This window comes from Acinetobacter sp. V116_7 (assembly GCF_056735735.1).
The window spans coordinates 539,911-559,742 of sequence record NZ_JBWZIF010000028.1; the positions used below are offsets into that span (position 1 = coordinate 539,911).

General features: G+C 37.4%; 22 protein-coding genes. 2 read left to right on the forward strand and 20 right to left on the reverse strand.

Going from position 1 to position 19,832, the window contains the following annotated elements; genetic code table 11:
* Positions 1-61: 61 nt before the first annotated feature.
* From AC1PJP_RS16500 to AC1PJP_RS16510, 3 genes are all read right to left on the reverse strand, one after another.
* A complete protein-coding gene (locus AC1PJP_RS16500) occupies positions 62-2,227 on the reverse strand; it encodes a malate synthase G (protein WP_111853776.1) in 2,166 nt (721 codons plus the stop codon).
* Between the two features lie 367 nt (positions 2,228-2,594).
* Positions 2,595-3,737, reverse strand: a complete 1,143-nt coding sequence (gene zapE, locus AC1PJP_RS16505; RefSeq protein WP_174732204.1) for a cell division protein ZapE — start codon at positions 3,735-3,737, stop codon at positions 2,595-2,597.
* Between the two features lie 77 nt (positions 3,738-3,814).
* Positions 3,815-4,837 carry an AraC family transcriptional regulator gene (locus AC1PJP_RS16510; protein ID WP_013198070.1) on the reverse strand — a complete coding sequence of 341 codons (1,023 nt, stop codon included), beginning with the start codon at positions 4,835-4,837 and terminating at the stop codon, positions 3,815-3,817.
* Positions 4,838-4,997: 160 nt separating this feature from the next.
* Here AC1PJP_RS16510 and AC1PJP_RS16515 point away from each other — a divergent pair, with 160 nt between their 5' ends.
* Both AC1PJP_RS16515 and AC1PJP_RS16520 read left to right on the forward strand, forming a co-directional pair.
* Positions 4,998-6,506, forward strand: a complete 1,509-nt coding sequence (locus AC1PJP_RS16515; protein ID WP_479767737.1) for a flavin-containing monooxygenase — start codon at positions 4,998-5,000, stop codon at positions 6,504-6,506.
* A 48-nt stretch (positions 6,507-6,554) separates the two neighbouring features.
* Positions 6,555-7,466 (forward strand): LysO family transporter, encoded by a 912-nt coding sequence (locus AC1PJP_RS16520; protein WP_447500469.1) that lies wholly within the window; start codon positions 6,555-6,557, stop codon positions 7,464-7,466.
* Here AC1PJP_RS16520 and pyrF read toward each other — a convergent pair.
* The 17 genes from pyrF to AC1PJP_RS16605 all read right to left on the reverse strand — a co-directional run bounded on the left by pyrF (position 7,463) and on the right by AC1PJP_RS16605 (position 19,827).
* A complete protein-coding gene (gene pyrF / locus AC1PJP_RS16525) occupies positions 7,463-8,161 on the reverse strand; it encodes an orotidine-5'-phosphate decarboxylase (protein WP_107880366.1) in 699 nt (232 codons plus the stop codon). The genes AC1PJP_RS16520 and pyrF overlap by 4 nt on opposite strands.
* A 185-nt stretch (positions 8,162-8,346) precedes the next feature.
* On the reverse strand, positions 8,347-8,712 hold the full coding sequence (locus AC1PJP_RS16530; protein WP_002121360.1) for a lipopolysaccharide assembly protein LapA domain-containing protein: 366 nt from the start codon (positions 8,710-8,712) through the stop codon (positions 8,347-8,349).
* A 25-nt stretch (positions 8,713-8,737) separates the two neighbouring features.
* Positions 8,738-9,040: an integration host factor subunit beta gene (locus AC1PJP_RS16535; RefSeq protein WP_003651488.1), complete on the reverse strand. Its 303-nt coding sequence runs from the start codon at positions 9,038-9,040 to the stop codon at positions 8,738-8,740.
* 156 nt (positions 9,041-9,196) lie between these two features.
* The gene (rpsA, locus tag AC1PJP_RS16540) at positions 9,197-10,870 is read right to left on the reverse strand and encodes a 30S ribosomal protein S1 (RefSeq protein WP_004792715.1); all 1,674 of its coding nucleotides are present in this window, start codon (positions 10,868-10,870) and stop codon (positions 9,197-9,199) included.
* A 111-nt stretch (positions 10,871-10,981) separates the two neighbouring features.
* The gene (gene cmk / locus AC1PJP_RS16545) at positions 10,982-11,662 is read right to left on the reverse strand and encodes a (d)CMP kinase (protein ID WP_479767740.1); all 681 of its coding nucleotides are present in this window, start codon (positions 11,660-11,662) and stop codon (positions 10,982-10,984) included.
* Positions 11,663-11,672: 10 nt separating this feature from the next.
* The gene (locus AC1PJP_RS16550; protein WP_005304736.1) at positions 11,673-12,113 is read right to left on the reverse strand and encodes an SRPBCC family protein; all 441 of its coding nucleotides are present in this window, start codon (positions 12,111-12,113) and stop codon (positions 11,673-11,675) included.
* 67 nt (positions 12,114-12,180) lie between these two features.
* Entirely contained in the window at positions 12,181-12,684 is a 504-nt protein-coding gene (gene tadA / locus AC1PJP_RS16555; RefSeq protein WP_191899205.1) for a tRNA adenosine(34) deaminase TadA, read from the reverse strand.
* Between the two features lie 4 nt (positions 12,685-12,688).
* On the reverse strand, positions 12,689-13,813 hold the full coding sequence (locus AC1PJP_RS16560) for an enoyl-CoA hydratase/isomerase family protein (RefSeq protein WP_111853773.1): 1,125 nt from the start codon (positions 13,811-13,813) through the stop codon (positions 12,689-12,691).
* Complete coding sequence (gene ung, locus AC1PJP_RS16565; RefSeq protein ID WP_005304723.1) at positions 13,810-14,523, reverse strand: uracil-DNA glycosylase; 714 nt, start codon at positions 14,521-14,523, stop codon at positions 13,810-13,812. Before ung ends, AC1PJP_RS16560 begins: the two co-directional genes overlap by 4 nt.
* Before the next feature lie 53 nt (positions 14,524-14,576).
* On the reverse strand, positions 14,577-15,173 hold the full coding sequence (locus tag AC1PJP_RS16570; RefSeq protein ID WP_004792725.1) for a 6-pyruvoyl trahydropterin synthase family protein: 597 nt from the start codon (positions 15,171-15,173) through the stop codon (positions 14,577-14,579).
* A gap of 228 nt (positions 15,174-15,401) precedes the next feature.
* Positions 15,402-16,361, reverse strand: a complete 960-nt coding sequence (gene gspK / locus AC1PJP_RS16575) for a type II secretion system minor pseudopilin GspK (protein WP_447500472.1) — start codon at positions 16,359-16,361, stop codon at positions 15,402-15,404.
* Entirely contained in the window at positions 16,361-17,116 is a 756-nt protein-coding gene (gspJ, locus tag AC1PJP_RS16580) for a type II secretion system minor pseudopilin GspJ (RefSeq protein ID WP_447500473.1), read from the reverse strand. Before gspJ ends, gspK begins: the two co-directional genes overlap by 1 nt.
* Positions 17,116-17,496 (reverse strand): type II secretion system minor pseudopilin GspI, encoded by a 381-nt coding sequence (gene gspI, locus AC1PJP_RS16585; RefSeq protein WP_447500474.1) that lies wholly within the window; start codon positions 17,494-17,496, stop codon positions 17,116-17,118. The genes gspJ and gspI overlap by 1 nt, the downstream gene beginning before the upstream one ends.
* A complete protein-coding gene (locus AC1PJP_RS16590) occupies positions 17,486-18,040 on the reverse strand; it encodes a type II secretion system protein (protein WP_005304714.1) in 555 nt (184 codons plus the stop codon). The genes gspI and AC1PJP_RS16590 overlap by 11 nt, the downstream gene beginning before the upstream one ends.
* Before the next feature lie 9 nt (positions 18,041-18,049).
* Complete coding sequence (locus tag AC1PJP_RS16595) at positions 18,050-18,658, reverse strand: TetR/AcrR family transcriptional regulator (protein WP_013198082.1); 609 nt, start codon at positions 18,656-18,658, stop codon at positions 18,050-18,052.
* A 36-nt stretch (positions 18,659-18,694) separates the two neighbouring features.
* Positions 18,695-19,468 carry a TatD family hydrolase gene (locus tag AC1PJP_RS16600; protein WP_004792737.1) on the reverse strand — a complete coding sequence of 258 codons (774 nt, stop codon included), beginning with the start codon at positions 19,466-19,468 and terminating at the stop codon, positions 18,695-18,697.
* A gap of 17 nt (positions 19,469-19,485) precedes the next feature.
* Positions 19,486-19,827, reverse strand: a complete 342-nt coding sequence (locus AC1PJP_RS16605; RefSeq protein WP_003651467.1) for a PilZ domain-containing protein — start codon at positions 19,825-19,827, stop codon at positions 19,486-19,488.
* Positions 19,828-19,832 lie beyond the last annotated feature (5 nt).

Genomic DNA, 19,832 nt, shown 5'->3' on the forward strand with positions numbered 1-19,832 from the left:
CACAAAATATACCGAGAACAAAAAAAGCCTCCGAAGAGGCTTTTTTCATGACAGGTTAAAATTAGTCACCTGTATAACCTTTTAACTTTAAACGAGCAGCATGAAGTAGCGGCTCAGTATAACCTGAAGGCTGTTCACAACCTTTAAAGATGAGGTCAGAAGCGGCTTGGAAAGCAATGTTAGTTTCAAAGTTAGCAGCCATTGGTTTATACAATGGGTCATTCGCATTTTGCTCATCAACAATTTTTGCCATGCGTTTAAGCACTTCTTCAACTTGTTCACGAGTCACAATACCGTGACGTAACCAGTTTGCAACGTGTTGAGAAGAAATACGTAATGTTGCACGGTCTTCCATTAAGCCCACATTGTTAATGTCAGGAACTTTCGAACAACCTACACCTAAGTCAACCCAACGAACAACGTAACCTAAAATACCTTGGCAGTTATTTTCAAGCTCATTGTTGATTTCTTCTGCTGACCAGTTTGTTTCTGGTGCAAACGGAGGAGTCAACAAGTCATCTAATGACAACATTTCTTCAGCTTTCAACTGATCTTGACGTGCTTTAACATTCACTTGATGGTAATGCATCGCATGAAGTACTGCACCTGCTGGAGATGGAACCCAAGCACATGAAGCACCCGCATTTGGATGTGCAGCTTTAGTTGCCAACATATCTTTCATGCTGTCTGGTTTTGGCCACATGCCTTTACCAATTTGTGCTTTACCTTGTAAACCAGTCTTCAAACCAATTGCAACGTTACGGTTTTCGTAAGCAGCAATCCATTTTTGTGTTTTTACGGCTTCTTTACGAACAACTGGTGCAGCTTCCATTGAAGTATGAATTTCATCACCAGTACGGTCCATGAAACCAGTATTAATAAAGATCGTGCGGTCTTTTGCAGCAGCAATACAGTTTTTCAAGTTTACAGATGTACGGCGCTCTTCATCCATAATACCGATTTTTAACGATTTAGGTGGTAAACCAATCGCTTGTTCAGCACGTTCAAATAACTCTACAGCAAACGCAACTTCTTCTGGACCATGCATTTTTGGCTTAACAATATACATAGAACCTTTACGAGAGTTCTTGTTTTCGTTTTCACTACGAATGTCCGCAACTGACAATAATGGTGTTACCAAGGCATCCATAATACCTTCGAAAATCTCTTCACCATCTACTAAAATCGCTGGGTTAGTCATTAAATGGCCTACATTACGAAGTAACATAAGTGAACGACCATGAAGTTTCGTTGTACCACCAATTAAGTTTTTAATTTCGCGGTCTTTATTTAAATCACGAACAATCGTTTTACCATTTTTCTCGATAGATTCTTGAAGCGTACCTTTCATTAAACCTAACCAGTTACGGTAACCTTCAACTTTTTCTTCAGCATCTACTGCCGCAACAGAATCTTCTAAATCCTGAATAGTAGTTACAGCCGCTTCGAATGTTAAATCTTTAACACCCGCTAAATCAGTTTGACCAATTGGACTAGATGCATCAATTTCGATAATGACATGAAGGCCATTACTTAAAAGAACAACTTCTGTAGGGTTCGCTTCTTCACCATTGAAACCAACGAACTGAGCTTCATGAGCTAAACCTGTTTTTGAACCATCTTTCAAAGTCACAACAAGTTTGTTTTGCTCAATCGCATATTTTGTCGCATCTGCATGTGAACCTTGTGCAAGTGGGAAAACTTCATTTAAGAAGTTTTTAGCGAACTCAATCACTTTTGCACCACGTACAGGGTTATATCCTTTGCCTTTTTCAGCTCCGCCTTCTTCAGAAATTACATCGAAACCGTAAAGTGCATCATATAAAGAGCCCCAACGCGCATTTGCTGCATTTAAGCTATAACGTGCATTACGTACAGGTACAACTAACTGTGGCCCTGCCAATAATGCGATTTCTTCATCAACGTTTTCAGTTGTAATTTGAAAATCTTCAACTTCTGGCAATAAATAACCAATCTCTGTTAAGAACGCCTTATAAGCACCTAATTCAAATTTATTGTTGCGGTGCCATTCATCAATTTTTGCTTGTAATTCATCACGCTTAGCCAATAATGCTTTATTTTTTGGGCTAAGATCGACAACAACTTGCTCAAAGTTCTTCCAGTAAGTTTCACTATCTAAACCAGAACCTGGTAAAGCTTCATTTTCGATAAAATCGTAAAGTTCTTTAGCAATCGCTAACTTGCCTTTTTGAATACGTGCAGTCATTGTCTTTCCTGAAGTTGCTACTTTTTATACCAAGAGAATCCTAGTATACCGATTTAAATTAAGCTGAATACTAATATCACATTCCTAAATAGTAAGCATTTTCCCTTGTAAAACTATTGACAAAGATAAATTCTTCTATATAGGAAATATTAAAATTCTAACTAGGATTCCCAACAATTTATTCAATATTTAAAGATACTGAAACTAGACTTTTTGTTAACAGACAAAAAATTCCACTATCTTATTTTTCTAAAGCGTATTTAGTTATATCAAACTTTGCAGCATGAAAAAGCATTATTTAACTAAAATTATCTATTTTTGTTGTAAAAAAAGCGCCCTATAAAGAGCGCTTTTCATATCTATTTTTTTATGCGTTTTTAGCTTCATCAATATGGCGATGTTCAGAATGCAAATATTCATCCGATTGCATTTCCAGTAAACGCGAACGAGTACGCTCAATCTCAAAGGCTAATTTTTCACCTTGATAAATATCAATAATACTATCTTGCGAAGTTAAAAGTAATTTTACTCCACGATCATAAAATTCATCGACTAGATAAATAAAACGACGTGTACCTTCAGACAAGAAATCTGTTAAATGCGGAACATTACTTACCAGAACCGTATTATAGATATTTGCAATTTCAATAAAATCTGCTGGGCTACGTGGTTTAAAGCAAAGTTCAGAAAACTCACACCACAACACATCTTCGGTATGTCCTAGAGTCTCGACCACACGATTATTAATCACAATCGGCTCTTGAGAGTGAGCTTGTGTGTGAGTTAAAGCGCTAAAACGTTCCGCCATCCAACTTTGCACTTCATTACTTAATGGTGATTTAAATAATTGAGCTTGCTTTAAGACACGTAAACGATAATCCACACCGGCATCTACGTTTAAAACAGTACAGTTCTTTTTAACCATTTCAATTGTTGGCAAGAAACGGTCACGATGAATACCGTTTTTATATAAACCGTCTGGTGCAATGTTTGATGTAGCAATCAATGTCACACCACGAACAAACAATTTTTGAAATAAATCACTCAAGATCATTGCATCAGTTACGTTTGATACAAAGAACTCATCAAAACAAATAACGACTGCATCTTTATAAATTTGGTCAGCCACAATTTCAAGTGGATTACGTTGACCAGAAAGCTTGTTTAATTCTTTATGAACATGTTGCATGAAATGATGAAAATGCATACGTGTTTTACGACGAAATGGCACTGACTCATAAAATTGATCCATAAGCCAAGTTTTTCCACGGCCTACTCCACCCCACATATAGACACCTTTAGGTGAGGTTTGGCGGCGAAAACGACGGAAAGCTTTTTTAGAGGCTTTATAACGGTTTAAAAGTTCTTTCCATACACGATCTAATTCTTGCACTGCCTGTGCTTGCGCTTCATCTGCCATAAACTGGCCTGAAGCTAAAGCCTCAGCATAGCGTTCTGCTGGGGAAGAAGGTGAGAATGCAGTACTATGAGAAGATTTTAAATTTAACATATCGTTTTATTTCAATTTTAACTGATAGGAGTATAGCGAACATTTTGTTCAACCACATTAGCTTTTAGCATCAAGAATTACGACGATGACTCTTTGCCATATTGTCGAGGACTCTGCCCAAACCATCGTTTAAATGCATGATTAAATGCCGCTGGTTCAGAATAACCGAGTAAGTCGGCAATAACTTCTATTGAGTATTCTCTATATTCCATAAGCTTTAATGCCTTATTCTTAATAATTTGTTCACGAATTTGCTTATAACTCGTATTTAACTGTTGCAATTGATGCCTTAATGTCCTTTCAGGCATTTTCAATGCAAAAGCTGTTTCCGCCATGCTCGGGATAATTCCTTGTTGCAACTCAAGATAATCTTGCACACATTGTATGATATGTGGAGTTTGGTGATCTTGTTGATTTAATCTTGTTATTTCTGTAATACATTTTGATTCATAAATACGATGTGTAATGATGTCCGCAGAAGGGATTTTGATTTCAAGTACATCCTTGCTTAGGCTAAATGCTGCATATTTACCATTAAAGTGCACATCATCGCCATAGTATGCAAAATAGCGAGATAAGGTCTCTGAGTCCGTTGGTTTTTCAAATGGAAGTTCTATACGCATAGCGGGCATTTCTAATCCCATCATCATATAAATATCTTGAATAAATTTATAAGTTCCTGAAACCTCACATTGTGCCCGTAACTGCCCCACTTGGGTTTTCAAATCAACAGGCAAATAATTTAAGATGGTGCGCTCATCCGTTTCATAAAGTCCTAAAGCACCAAATAAATGTGTAAGTCTTTGATATTTTATTCCTTTACTTAATGCAGTTTGAACATCATTACTTGTTACAAGCAACATAAGTAGTGGCCCATAACCGGCCAAAGCATAATGCTGTCCAATGAATAGACCCTTTTCAGGCTCAACATTTTCGCTAATAATTTGTTGTATATCCCATTCTAGGCGATCATGAATTGTGGAGCTCGGATCTAAAGCATCAACCTTAATTCCTATGCCAGCCAAACGTGAGTCGACATCAATGCCCGCATTGCGCATTCCTTGAATTAAATACATTAAACCAAGTATCGACCGTTTCATTCTTCTATCAATTTCCCTAGACTCAAATGTTTTACTATAAAGAAGAAAGAAAATTAATTGCCGAATCTATCAATTTTCACGTCGATACAATCATGTTTAAACTGATCAAAAAACGTTAGTCTTTCCTGCAATCCTCTTTTCAGCTTATGCAGGGTTTCCAATGCTAAACACAAAGCAAGATGCTATTCAAAAAACTAAAATCGCTATTATTGGTGCTGGATTTGGTGGCCTAGCAATGGCAATTCGCTTACTGCAAAACCAACAGCAAGACTTTGTTATTTTAGAAAAATCAGATGATGTTGGTGGAACCTGGCGCGAAAATCGCTACCCGGGTGCGGCATGTGATGTTCAATCTCATATGTATTCTCTCTCGTTTGCCCCTAAAACAGACTGGTCGAAACGTTACGCTGAGGGGCCAGAGATATTTGAATATATTCAAGATATTACAGAAAAATATAAGATTAAAAATTACTGTAAGTTCAATCACGATGTAACTCATGTCCAATATGATGAAATGCGTCACGTATGGACTCTTGATTTTAAAAATCAGCCTTCGATTGAAGCTCAATTTGTAGTTTTTGCATCAGGCCCCTTACACATCCCACAAATCCCTCATATTCAAGGCATCGAAAAATTCAAAGGGAAAGTTTTTCATTCCTCACAGTGGGAACATGACTATAACCTAAATGGTAAATCAGTCGCATCTATTGGTACTGGTGGTAGCGCGATTCAATATATTCCAGAAATAGCTGGAGATGTTAAACAGCTCTATGTATTCCAAAGAACGGCAGCTTGGGTAATACCACGAGATGAACGCAAGTACTCTCGTTTGAGTAAAGCATTATTCAAATCTTCTAATCTTTATCGTCAAATTCATCGTAGTCGTCTTTATTGGAGTAATGAGTCGCGCGTTGTACCCATTGTTCAACCCCAAATTATGAAATATGGTCAAAAGTTGGCAGAAGCTTTCATACGCTTTCAAGTGAAAGATAAAGAAGTAGCCAAGAAACTTACACCTGACTTTGTGATGGGATGTAAACGTATTCTTATTTCAAATAAATATTTCCCTACATTTAACCGTAAAAATGTTGAGCTAGTAACAGATAGTATTCAAGAAATTAAAGAAAACAGTATTGTCACTAAAGATGGTAAAGAACGATCTATCGATTGTTTAATTTATGGTACTGGTTTTATTACTGACCCACGTATTTACTTGAAACATTTCACTTGTATTGGACGTAATCAAATCGAGTTAAAACAGGCTTGGAAAAATGGTGCAGAAAGTTATTATGGCATTATGACTAAAAACTTTCCAAATCTCTTCCAATTAGTCGGCCCTAATACAGTATTAGGTCATAATTCGATTATTTTTATGATTGAATCTCAAGTAAATTACATTTTACAACTCATCCAACTTGTAGAAAAATCTGGGCAAAAAGCAGTTGAGATTAAACCAGAAGTTCAAGATGCTTTTAACGAGCGGGTTCAAACTCAGCTTCAAGGAACTGTGTGGCAAGCTGGAGGTTGTAGTAGCTGGTATCAATCTGCCGATGGAAAAAACTTTTCACTATGGCCCACCTATACATGGAAGTACTGGTTAGAAACGCGCAAAGTTAATCCTAAAGATTATTTACTTTTAAATAAAAGCGCACAGAGCTATGCAGCTTAAAATGTTCAAGACATAATAGGTGGGTTAAAACAATCCACCTATTATTATATGCAATCTTTTTATCTCATCATTCAAATTTTTTTAGCACTTGCTTCCGGCTATTTTCTAGCACCCAAACTATCTTTAAATATCCAAAAGTTTATTTTTAAAATACTGCCCTATTTTTCTTATATTCTCTTAGCAAGTGTAGCTTTAGAATTAACACTAGCACTTGATCAAATTGAGAATCCTTCTGCCATACTTCCACCCGCTATTATTATTGCACTTACAACATCTTTTGGTTCTTTCTTTACCTGTTTATTGGCTTATACAATTTTTGATAAACAAAGTGTCAAAGGCAAAATTTCACTTCAACTTTTTGTAAATGCTTTAAAAAATATTGCAAAGGCCTTTCTTGCTTTAGGCGTCGGTGTTCTATTAGGAGCTATTGCCACTCAATTCAATTCACATATGGCCTTTAATAGTTGGTATTTATTATTACTATTTATTTTCTTAATTGGTATTGAACTTGCCTTCACTCATTTCAACCGTACTTGGTTAAGCTGGAAGATTTTAATTGTACCCTTAGCCGCTTTTATCGGTTCATGTATAGCCGGCTTCTTTAACTACTTTTTACTTAGCAAGAATTTTGCACTGAATGAGACGTTAGCATTAGCACAAGGTTATGGCTGGTATTCAATGTCAGGGATCTTATTTACGCAATTACACTCGGCAGAACTAGGTGGTATTGCATTATTAACTGATTTATTTAGAGAAATTGTGGCTATATTTTTAATGTATACAATGGGATGGCGTTTTCCACGCCCTGCTATCTCAAGTGCTGGCGCAACATCAATGGATGTTACCTTAGCCATGGTAAAACAGTCATGTGGTACACATTATGTACCACATGCCATGATGAGCGGCTTATTATTAAGCCTACTCGCCCCGCTATTAATTAGCTTATTCCTAAATTTTTAAGCAATTGAAGTAAGAATAGACTTCAACATTTCTGTTGGATTTTCTGCTTTAGTAATCGGTCGACCAATGACTAAGTGTGTAGAACCATCAAGCATAGCCTGCTTGGGAGTCACAATACGTTTTTGGTCGTCCGCATTTGAACCTTCCGGACGAATACCAGGTGTTACTAAAGAGAAGTCTTGTCCAATCAAGTCGCGAAGAATTTTAGCTTCTTGTGCAGAACAAACCACACCATCTAATCCACTTTCTTTAGTGAGTTTAGCTAAGCGTTTTACATGCTCTACTGGTTCAACATCTAGACCAATATCTTTTAAATCTTCACGCCCCATTGAAGTTAACACAGTAACCGCAATTAATTGAGTTTGATAGTTACCTGCTTTTAAGCGTTCTACACAAGTTTCCATCATTTTACGGCCACCTGAAGCATGGACGTTGACCATCCACACTCCTAAATCAGCTGCTGCACAAACAGCCTGAGCGGTAGTATTTGGAATATCATGAAATTTAAGATCAAGAAAAACTTCAAAGTTTTGTTCTTGAAGTTTTTTTACAACAGATGGGCCTTCATGAGTAAAAAGCTCTTTACCCACTTTTACACGACATAAAGTAGGATCAAGCTGTTCAACAATTTTTAAAGCGTCATATTGGCTTTTTGCATCTAACGCAACAATGATACTCAAGAGACTTTCTTCCATCATATAAAATCAGCATCATTATAATAGACAAGTCATCAAGTAATAAAGAAATGTATAAAGAAGGCTTTCAAATTTAGACACAATAATGTTATGGGGACTTATTTTTAGAAAAATACAAAGAAGTACAAGCTAACAAATTAAGGAAAATACTACTCTTTACTCATTAATAAAGAGTAGTACGGGGATTATAGCGGAGTAGAGTTTTTATCTTGCGGATAAATATCTACAACGGTTTTTTCATGTCTTACATTTGCAGCTGCCTCAGCTGCTGCTAATTGAGCACTTTGGATTTGTTCTTTTCTTAAATGGTCAATATCTTTACGAAGACGTTTAATTTCCCAGCCTTTTTGGAATACTCTGAAAACCTGCACACCTAATAAAAGACCAACCACAGTTCCTAGTACCAATGTGAGTAGCAATAATAAGCCTAAACGCATAGCTGGAACTTGGGTAAATAACAAATCAACAGACAGCTCTGTTGGATTCTGCAAAACAAGTGCTAAAGAATAGCCAAATACAACAATAAGCAATGCAATTAAAATATAACGCATAGGCACCCCGCTTATAAATTTTTATTTATTTCCCGGATTCGTTGACTGCATCACGCAGTGCTTTACCGGGTTTGAAATGTGGAACAGCTTTAGCTGCCACTTCTACTGATCTTCCAGTTTTAGGATTACGACCAACTCTTGGATCACGGTGGTGTAAAGCAAAGCTACCGAAACCACGGATTTCAATTCGATTATCAGTTGATAGGGCCTCTATCATTTGATCAATCATAATTTTAACCGCCTCTTCCACCAAAGGTTCAGCTAAGTGTGGGTTTTTCAGCGCAATGCGTTCAATCAAATCAGACTTATTAAGAGCTTCAGTAGTCATCTACGACCTCGTTATTTATTGCTACTCTATGTCGTCTGATAATAACCTGTTTAAATACAAAACGGTAGCGTAGTATATTGAATACTAGGCTACCGTTTACAGTAATTTGTATAAAAAGTACAATTCCGTTACATGAAACTGTACTTTGTTAACCTATTACTTCATTTGTGCTTTAATCAAATCACCAATAGTCTTAGGACCATTTTCTTGATTTGTTGTTGCTGTACGCAAGCTAGCAACTGCTTCTTTCTCTTCAGCTTCGTCTTTTGCTTTAACAGACAAGTTGATAGAGCGAGATTTACGATCAACGTTGATGATTTTCGCTTCAACTTCTTGACCAACTTCTAAGAATTTAGTTGCATCTTCAACGCGGTCACGGTTGATTTCAGAAGCTTTAAGAGTAGCTTCTACTTCGTCAGCTAACTTAACAGTTGCGCCACGAGCATCAACTGCAGTTACAGTACCTTTAACTAAAGCACCGCGTTCGTTAGCAGCTAAGAAATCATTGAACGGATCGCTGTTCAATTGCTTGATACCAAGGCTGATACGGTTACCTTCAGCGTCTACAGACAAGATAACAGCTTCAACAGTGTCACCTTTCTTGTAACGACGAATAGCTTCTTCACCTTGCTCGTTCCAAGAAATATCAGACAAGTGTACTAAACCGTCGATACCGCCGTTCAAGCCAATGAAGATACCAAAGTCAGTGATAGACTTGATAGTACCAGATACTTTTTCGCCTTTCTCATGAGCTTTAGCAAACTCTTCCCATGGGTTAGCACGAGTTTGTTTGATACCAAGGCTGATACGACGACGTTCTTCGTCAACTTCAAGAACCATAACATCAACTTCATCACCAATCTGAACAACTTTAGATGGGTGGATGTTTTTGTTAGTGTGATCCATTTCAGAAACGTGAACTAAACCTTCAACGCCTTCAGCGATTTCAGCGAAACAACCGTAGTCAGTTAAGTTAGTTACACGAGCTTTAACGATAGAACCTTTAGGATAACGGCTCATGATCGCTAACCATGGATCTTCGCCTAATTGCTTAAGGCCTAAAGATACGCGGTTACGCTCACGGTCAAATTTAAGTACTTTAACAGTAACTTCTTGACCAACTTCAACAACTTCTGAAGGGTGCTTGATACGTTTCCACGCCATATCTGTGATATGGAGAAGACCATCAATACCGCCAAGATCAACGAATGCGCCGTAATCAGTAAGGTTCTTGATTGTACCTGTAACTGTTTGACCTTCTTCAAGTTGAGCAAGTAATGCTTCACGGTCAGCAGAAGATTCAGCTTCCATAACAGCACGACGAGATACAACAACGTTATTACGTTTAGCATCAAGTTTGATTACTTTAAACTCTAACTCTTTACCTTCAAGGTGAGTAGTGTCACGGATAGGACGAGTGTCAACTAATGAACCTGGTAAGAATGCACGAACAGGACCGATGTCAACAGTGAAACCGCCTTTAACTTTACCAGAGATAACACCAGTAACGATTTCGCCATCTTCAAAGATTTTTTCAAGTTTAGTCCAAGTTTCAGCACGCTTAGCTTTTTCACGTGATAAAACTGTTTGACCCATACCGTTGTCAAGAGCTTCAACAACTACGTCAACAGTATCACCAACCTGAACTTCAAGTTCACGTTGTTCATTTAAAAATTCAGCACGGTCAACAATGCCTTCAGACTTTAGGCCAGTGTCAACAGTTACCCAGTCGCTATCGATGTTTACAACAACACCTTGGATGACTGCACCCTTTTCAACGTTGAGGTTTAATTCACTTTCTTCAAAGAGGGCTGCAAAAGATTCGGTCATGATATACCTGATAAATTCAGCGGTCTTGGATCAGACAAGGCCGGTTTAGTTAAGTATCAACATAGTCTTTATAGACTGATCAAGCTATGCTTCAACTGATAATTCTATTTGCTAAATGGTGCGGCTATCGACATAATCAACCATCAACTTAAATACCTGATCGATCGTTAATTCCGAACTATCAATGATATAAGCGTCTTTGGCTGGCTTGAGCGGAGCAACTTCTCGCTCCATATCTCTTTTGTCACGCGCCTGTATATTAGCTAAAATGTCGTTTATTTTAGCATCTAGGCCCATGCCCTGCAACTGTTTTACTCTTCGCTCAGCACGCGACTCAGCCGAAGCAGTCAGATAAATTTTTGCATTTGCTTCTGGAAAAATAGCTGTTGCCATATCACGGCCATCTGCAACTAAGCCAGGTTTTTGTGCAAAAGCTCTTTGTCTCTCAAATAACGCCTGTCTAAGTTCAGGAACTGCTGCAACTTTCGATGCATATTCACCCACACGTTCTGTACGAATTGTTTGCGATACATCTTCGCCATCTAGAAAAACTAGAATGCCCGCTGCGGAAGTTTCAAATTTAATATCCAATTGACGTGCATATTGAATACATTCGTCGAGTTGACTGTCTAATTTCTCTAATAAATCGTGCTTATGTAATGACAACCCCAATAAACGATATAAGGCACCAGAATCGAGTAAATGATATTTATAATATGCTGCAAGTTTTGCTGCCAATGTTCCTTTACCCGAACCACTCGGACCATCAATAGTAATAATTTGAACTGTCATTGAACTCTCACTAAGAAGCAACTGCTTTAGCTAATCTCGAAAAGCCTAGTGTAATGGCTAGTTTTAGCTGTGCAAGGATTAATTTACTTACCACTGGAGCTTTTGCCGTTAACTCGATGCGATATGTAACTAAAGTTATGTATGGGGTTATTTCAGAAAACTCTATTCGACCTAAATGGTGTTTAATCAAAGGATTGTCTATTAATTTATATTCAATGCTTTTATTTTCTTCAAGCAAGGTAATTTCTTCTTTAATTGGCTTAATTGGACCAAACCCCATACGACGAACTGAACCTAAACCATCAGGTCTTTTAGAATCTGCTGAGTCTTTCACACGTACAACTTGTAATGGCGCAAAAGCAGTATTGTAAGTTGCATGTTTAGAAAGCAAATTAAATACGTCACGAAGAGGAGCATTAAATTCTTTTTTTACGGTAATTACATTACGCATTGAATATTCCTTATTAAAAAACATGGCAGTAAAATCGCGTTAGTTTGCCATAAGCTCGTGTTACTTTTTAATCATTTAAGGACGTTTTCTGTTGTTTTTCTTGTTTCTTTTGCTCGCGTCTTTGTTTAAAAAAATGACTGAGTTGTTGGGCACATTTTTCTTGTAAACAACCTTGTTGAAAAGTAAATTTATGATTGTAATAACCATCTTGTAGTAACTGACGAGCACTTACCAATGAACCTGCTTTAGGTTCTGTTGTACCAAAAACCACATGTTTGATTCTTGCATGTACTAATGCACCTACACACATTGTGCATGGCTCAAGAGTGACATATAAAGTCGCATCGTCAGGTAATCGATAATTATTTAATGATAAGCATGCTGCACGGATAGCTTGAATTTCTGCATGTGCAGTTGGGTCTAACAAACTAATTGGAGCATTATAGCCAGATCCAATCACTCGATTTTGGCTTACTACAATCGCACCAACAGGAATTTCACCCTGCTGTGCAGCTAATTCAGCTTGCTCGTAAGCAAGCTGCATCCAATATTCATCACTAAATTCAGTCATGTATTTAGGTGATCACACCGTGTTGTCTAAGTAACGCATTCCAGCTATCTATTGAAGTCACTGGCGGACAATCAGCTAATATGCCTCTTAAGCTTAAGTCTTCACATGGTTTCCATTCTGGTGATAAATCTTTATCAACCAACCGTGCACGAACCCCTTCAACAAAGTCAGGATGACGAATTTTCCACTCAGAAATCTGAGCTTCAAGATCAAAAACCTCATCCCAAGAATGTATCTGTTTACCCCATTGCCACAACAACCAAGTGATTGCCGCAGTACTAGGAGATCCTTTTTGTAAGTTCTCACTCGCTTGGCGTAACCAATCACTGCTCGCATCACGCAAGCTCACAATAGCTTGATAATCTTGTTCAAAATTAAAACCACGGCAAACACTATGAATCACATCAAGTGAGTTTTGTAATGGACCTGCCGCAACCGGACGATGCAAACTATTTAAAGTATCATCAATTGCGCGGAAATCCCCAGCAGGATAATGAGCCCAATTAATATTTAAAACTTTTTGCAAAACATTATCACGCTGTGCTTCACAAATATGTGTTGCCCAACCGATGCTATATGCTCCAGCGGCTGTCATGATTGAACCAGTTAAACCAGTAAACAAGCCTATTGGACCACGATCTGCCAAGAAGCGGCTCGCCCCTACATCCGGATATAAACCAATATTAATTTCAGGCATTGCTAAACGAGAATATGGAGTTACTAGACGGAATGGTGCTGCCATAAACAAGCCCAAACCACCACCCATAACATAACCTTCGCCCCAAACAACTACAGGCTTAGCATAATTATGTAATAGTAAATCTAAAGCATATTCTTGCTGGAAAAACTTATTCGCTGTGTCTACTTCTTGATTGATAACAAGTTGACGTAATTTTCTAACATCACCACCTGCACAAAAAGCTTTTGGTGTTGTTGAATCTAACCAAATTGCTTTAACGCTTTCATCATCACGGAAATCTTCAAATACTCGTAATAATGCCGTTACGATTGATTCATCTAAAGCATGCAATGATTTAGGACGATTCAAACGTACTATACGCCAGCCGTTTTTTGCTTCTTCGACCACCAAGTCCGGGTGATAGTTATTTAGATTGGGAGAGTTCATCATGCGTCCAATTGCCAGTCTATGGGCTCAATGCCATGTTGTTTCAAATATTGATTTGTTTTTGAGAACACTTTGCATCCAAAAAAACCACCTCTGTTTGCAGCAAGAGGCGATGGATGTGCAGCGGTTAAAACCAAGTGTTTATCTCTATTTATACGTTGTCCTTTGCGCTGTGCATAAGCACCCCACAAAATAAATACTATATGTTCTCTTTGCTCATTCAGGACATCAATAACTTCATCAGTAAATGCTTCCCAACCTTGCTTTTGATGTGAGGTTGGCTGTCCAGCTTCAACAGTAAGCACACTGTTCAGTAAAAGCACACCTTGTGTAGCCCATTTCGTTAAGTCGCCATGACGAGGAGCTGGAATACCCAAATCTGTATGTAATTCATGAAAAATATTACGTAAAGATGGTGGTAATGCAATACCTTTTTGAACAGAGAAACTTAATCCATTTGCTTGGTTTGGTCCATGATATGGATCTTGTCCAAGAATAACGACCTTCACATCAGCCAATGGTGTCGTATTTAGAGCACTAAAGATTTGTTTACTCGGGGGATATATTATTTTTTGTGCTTGTTTCTCTTGAAATAAGAAATCGCGCAAATTATCCATTTGAGGGCTTAACAAAAAAGGTGCTAAAGATATTTTCCAGCTTTCTTCTAATTGAACTTTACTGAGTTTATCTTGCTGTTGCTCAGTTAATTGCATTAATGTCATCCTAGATCAATTTTCAATTCTACAAATACTGTAAGTAATTCGACTTATACTTCGACTTGTAAATCAACTTGAGGATTATTAAATTTAATCCCATTTTTCAAGTCTTCATACATTTGAGGATTTGCCCACTCTATCTGAATTTGTTCTGAAAAAACAATTCCATCGAGACTTAAAATCCCCATTTGTTCATTTTGAATATCTTCAATAAAGCTTTGTGCATATCCAGTATCAGTCTCATGAACAATAACTGAATAAACCTCAACATCACCTTCCCCATTTTGAGTGATGGTTGATTGTAAAACTTGCTGAGCTAAATAAAAGAAAATACGTGAAAACTGTTCAGCCGAAGGTGAAACAGGTAAAGAAATCCAACGAGCACTAAAAGTCTGACAAGCATCAATGTATTGAGAATCATCTTTTTCCCAAAAACAGATTGCATGATCAAAGCTGTCAATAAGGTCTTTTATTACCCCTTTTAGAAGCCCAAAATCATAAACCATTTGTCCATGATCTAATTTCGAAGCTTTAAGCAATAATTCGACTTTATAGCTATGTCCATGAATTGATCGCTTACAACGATCCGATGTACAGTTTCGTACAACATGTGCATTTTCAAACTTAAATAACTTACGAATTAACATGTGCCAAATCGATCATTCCTTCTAGGAACATTATTATAAAGCAAAAGACGAAAACTTCGCACCACTTTTCAATTAGAAACAATTAGCGAAAAGTATGATAAGACTTGTGAAGAAATATTGAAGATAAATATATAGAAAATTTATCTTCATTTTATTTTGTCATTAGAGAAGTTTCTAAATATGACTTTTCAACAACATGATAAAAACAAATAAACCAAAATTTTTCAATTAGTTAAATGGTGACATGTTTCTAGAATAAACATAAACCTGCTTATCATTACGCATTAGTGCACTTGTAAATTGTCTTTTCCGATTATTTAGCACGACCTCAATTTGTGCTTGAAAAAAACTCGACTTTACATCTAACAAGCTATTCACTTCAGTTCTCTTTTGAGTGTCGACTGTTGAAAAAGCATTCAATTGCCATAATTCATCAACATTTTGAAAGAATTTTAAATTTTGTTGGCGCATCTGAAGCTCTTTTTCTACCGCCCCTAAATCTAATTTTGGATCAATACTCGCCAAAACTAATGGCGAGACGGTATTAATATTTACTTTTGTATTCTCAGGTAATGCAGAAATATAAGGAGCAATTAAATCATATTTCTTACCGTCAAACCCTCTTACTAATTTTAGCTCTTCAATACGATGAAATTTAGCATTTGAAGCTAAATAGCTAGGATCAAGACCTTCATAATAACTGCTTTCAGCACCCATAGGCCCAGATGGTTCGTCATCTGGATCTTGCCAATCGATGACTGCTTGACTTAATTCTGCTGGCAAGCCTACACGTACAAGTAACCGCTCAAACCAATTTTTAGCAGCTTCGTTTACCTTACCTTCATTCGTCGTCAAATTGTTTAGGTTAAATTTGCCTGACTCATCCAATAAACGTCCTGATACTGATCCATCTTCTATTGGAAAAGGTGGCATCGGCTGTGCCCATGTTTCTTTTAAATGATCAACGCCACCAGCATTGTTTGCATCTTGAATTAATAATTCAGAAAAAAAAGCCTCTGCACTTTTTGCATAGAGTAATGACTGATTTTGACGCATCAAATAGCCAGTATTTTCCATCGTATTGGTTTGATGCTTTGCAATAGAGGCAGCCAAAATTGTAGCCAAAGCAACCATAATTAGAATGGTGAGCAAAGCAACGCCTTGCTGGCTTTTTTTATAATGCAACACTATCCCACTCCTTTATTGGAGAGCGATAAATCACCTTGATTTAAGCTATAAATCCACTCATAACTTACACCGGCAACTGTGAGTTGTATTTTTATTCCTTTCGGCAACTTTCTAAATTCTTCAGGTTTTGTGGGATCAATATTAATTTCTGGCCACTTTGTCACTTCTTGAGGCGTTAGTACCATAATTTGAAATTGTTCAACTTGGCTCAACAGCGTACTTGATAATGGTTGCTCTCTGTTTGAAGTATTTAAATTACTATATTTAAGACGATAAAGCTTTTTTTGATCAGGATCATATCGATATTCGATACGTTCAAAAGGTGACAACCCTTGTTTTAAGGGATCAGTAACACCTGCCTTACTAAAGTGAAGAACTTGATTATCTAGTTCCAAGGCTGGACGTAGTTGCCCGCCTTGATTAGCCGATAAAGGTATAATTTGCAACGTATCACGTAAAACTTGTTGATAAGCATCTTGTAATTCGAATAACTGTACTTCGTGTTGTGCATTACGATCACGGACTTTTAATAAATAATCAAAGATCTTCCAACCCAACAAAGATAGAACAGCAAAAATTGCAATTGCGACTAAAAGCTCAACTAAAGTAAATCCTGAGCGAGGATTAACAAAGCGAAGCTTTGTCTGAGCGCAAGACGAAGAGCTTTGCTCGGAGTAACCCCTCATCATCTGCTCCGATCGTGCAGCAAGACGAGAAACTAGACTTCTCGAGCGAAGATATTTATTTTTTATCATTATTTTGCTTTCATTGGATAATTAAAAAATACCAAGTGGGTAATACCATTTTGAACTTTCCCTTTATCAGAATCATATAAGCTAATTTGCAAATCTACTTTCTGAACATTCGGGCTGACTGTAGCTTCAGCAGATTTATCAATCTGCCAAGTTTCACCTTGAGAAGTAACTTGCTTACTTTGAGTACCTTGAAGCCATTCTTGATTTATCTCCATTAAGGCAACTTCATTCATTGCTACAAACTGAGCTTTTGTTCTAAGAATTGCATTTGAGGTAGATTGGGTATATTGCATGGCCACTTTAGTTAACGCGACGGCAGCTACAGCAAAAATTGCTAAAGCTACCATTACCTCTAATAGAGTAAAGCCTTTAGATTTCATTTATTTTACCCAAATGATCAATCTGTATTTCTGAACCAATTGGTTTTTGTTCAAAGTAAAACTGTATTTTAACTGTTTTAGCTTCACCATTTCCAAACCAGATTAACTGCGGAGCCTGCCCGCCAATTAAATCTGTATTGGTAGCTTTTGAATAGGTTTGACCATCTAGAGGTTGTACTGTAAACGATACATGTTTAGGCAATTGGCGCGTAGTAAATTCTGGGTATTTCTGCCAACGATTTTTTAAATCTTGTACCTGTAATTTACTCTGATCGTGGTATTCATACAGCTCATAAGAAAATGGAGAAACGTCAGTTTCACTCATAGTAGATAGAGCTAAAACACGAGACTGATCAAGTGACTCTTTACCAATTTTATGGGCATCAAGCAAAAATAACTCTCTTGCTTGCATCGCTTTCTTTTGGTCAACCCCACCTATATTAAGTACAACAAGAGAGGTCATAATCGTCATAATAACAATCACCACCATCACTTCAATGAGGGTAAAACCTTTTTGTGATTTAGGCGGTGATTGAGATTTCATATCGACCTATTAAGCATATTGTTCAGCAGTTTGTTTAGGTAAGGCTAATGCCTGATCAATATAAGCCACTCTTAAAGTGTCCCGCGAACCCAAATAGCGTTGGTAAAAACTTGAGTTGAGAATAGCTGCTGCACCATGCGTTAACGACCAAATAGAAGCCAGATAATCTCGAGTTGTCATATTGCTTTGAATCGATTCTAAATAGTGATCTGTCATGCGAATGATAATTCGTAATCGTTGTTTACGCACTTGATAAAGCTCATTAAAAAGGTGATGCACACCTTGAGCTGTAATCGAAAGTTTTTCCTCAATTTGATGAAATAAAACTGTCCGTTCAGGATGGTGTAAATGATGCAGCATAAAAAAGGCCAAATGTTCTGGAAAGGCCTTTTCAGTATCTTGAACCATTTCGAGTAACATACGTTCATTACGAATAATCAACAGCATGTACAATTCATCTTTACTTTGAAAGTGTTTGTACAAAGTTCCTTTTGCTAAATCAAGCTCAGCAGCCAAGACATCAAGTGTCATTCCGGCTTCGCCATTTTCTAGCAATAATTGCTCCGCAACCTGAAATATTAATACTTCTCTTGCTCGGAACTGAGCCTGACGATCCATCTTCACGCAATTACTCTCTTATATAGTTTCTATAACTTAAATCGCTTTTAGCAAGTTCTCAAAATTTTGTGAGGTGATCATTGCAATTTCCTCAACCGATTTATCATATACATCGCTGAGCGCTTTGGCTACATAAGGTACATATTTTGGTTCATTTGTTTTTCCACGGTATGGAACAGGTGCTAAATAAGGGCTATCTGTTTCAATTAAAAGCCGATCTAATGGCACTTGTTTAGCTACATCACGCAAGTCTTGTGCATTTTTAAATGACACAATACCTGAAAAAGAAATGTAATAACCACAATCCAGAACAGCCTTTGCTGTCTCCCAATCTTCGGTAAAACAATGCAAAATTCCATGAGTGGAGTTTTCAGCACGAATAATATCTACCGTATCATGCTTTGCTGAACGCGTATGAACGACAACCGGTTTTTTTACAGTTTTCGAAGCTTGGATATGTCTTGCAAAACATGCCTTTTGCTCTTCAACAAAATCTGTACTGTGGTAGTAGTCCAGTCCAGTTTCACCCAGAGCCCATACTTTTTTCGACTGAGCCAATTCAATCAAGTATTCGGTCGTGGCACGAGCCATTGTATCGGCATCTTCACAAGGATGAACACCTACTGTATAACCAACGTCTTCATGTCTCTTTGCAATCTCTGCTAGTGCAATGTGGTCATCAAGATCAACGGATATTGCCATAAATTTAGACACACCTTCTGCTCGCGCTGCTGCGAGCGCAAGGTCCAGATCGCCGTTATAAGGCGTTAAATCTAACATCGTTAAATGGCAATGCGTATCAACAAACACTTTTCTATCCTATTTGATTACATGGTATAACTTGGACGATCTAGAGACATACTACCAGCCAAAACTCTTTCTGCCTCAGCTTTATAGTAAATTCCCTTATCTCCACTTAATTGAATAGCAAAACCTTGAGGTTTAAATCCACTCTGCTTGTGCGATATCCAAATCACCTTACCCGTAAGAGGAATTTTTTGAGACTGCTCAGGCAAAGTAGCTAAAATGAAAATTTCTTGTCCCATTTTTACTTTTTGTTTTGATGGTACAAATAGGCCTCCACCTTGCACATATCCCATATAGCTTGCTTGTAAAGTAGCTCTATCAGGAATATTTACCTGAATAATCCCCCCCATTTGCGGCTGCATAATCT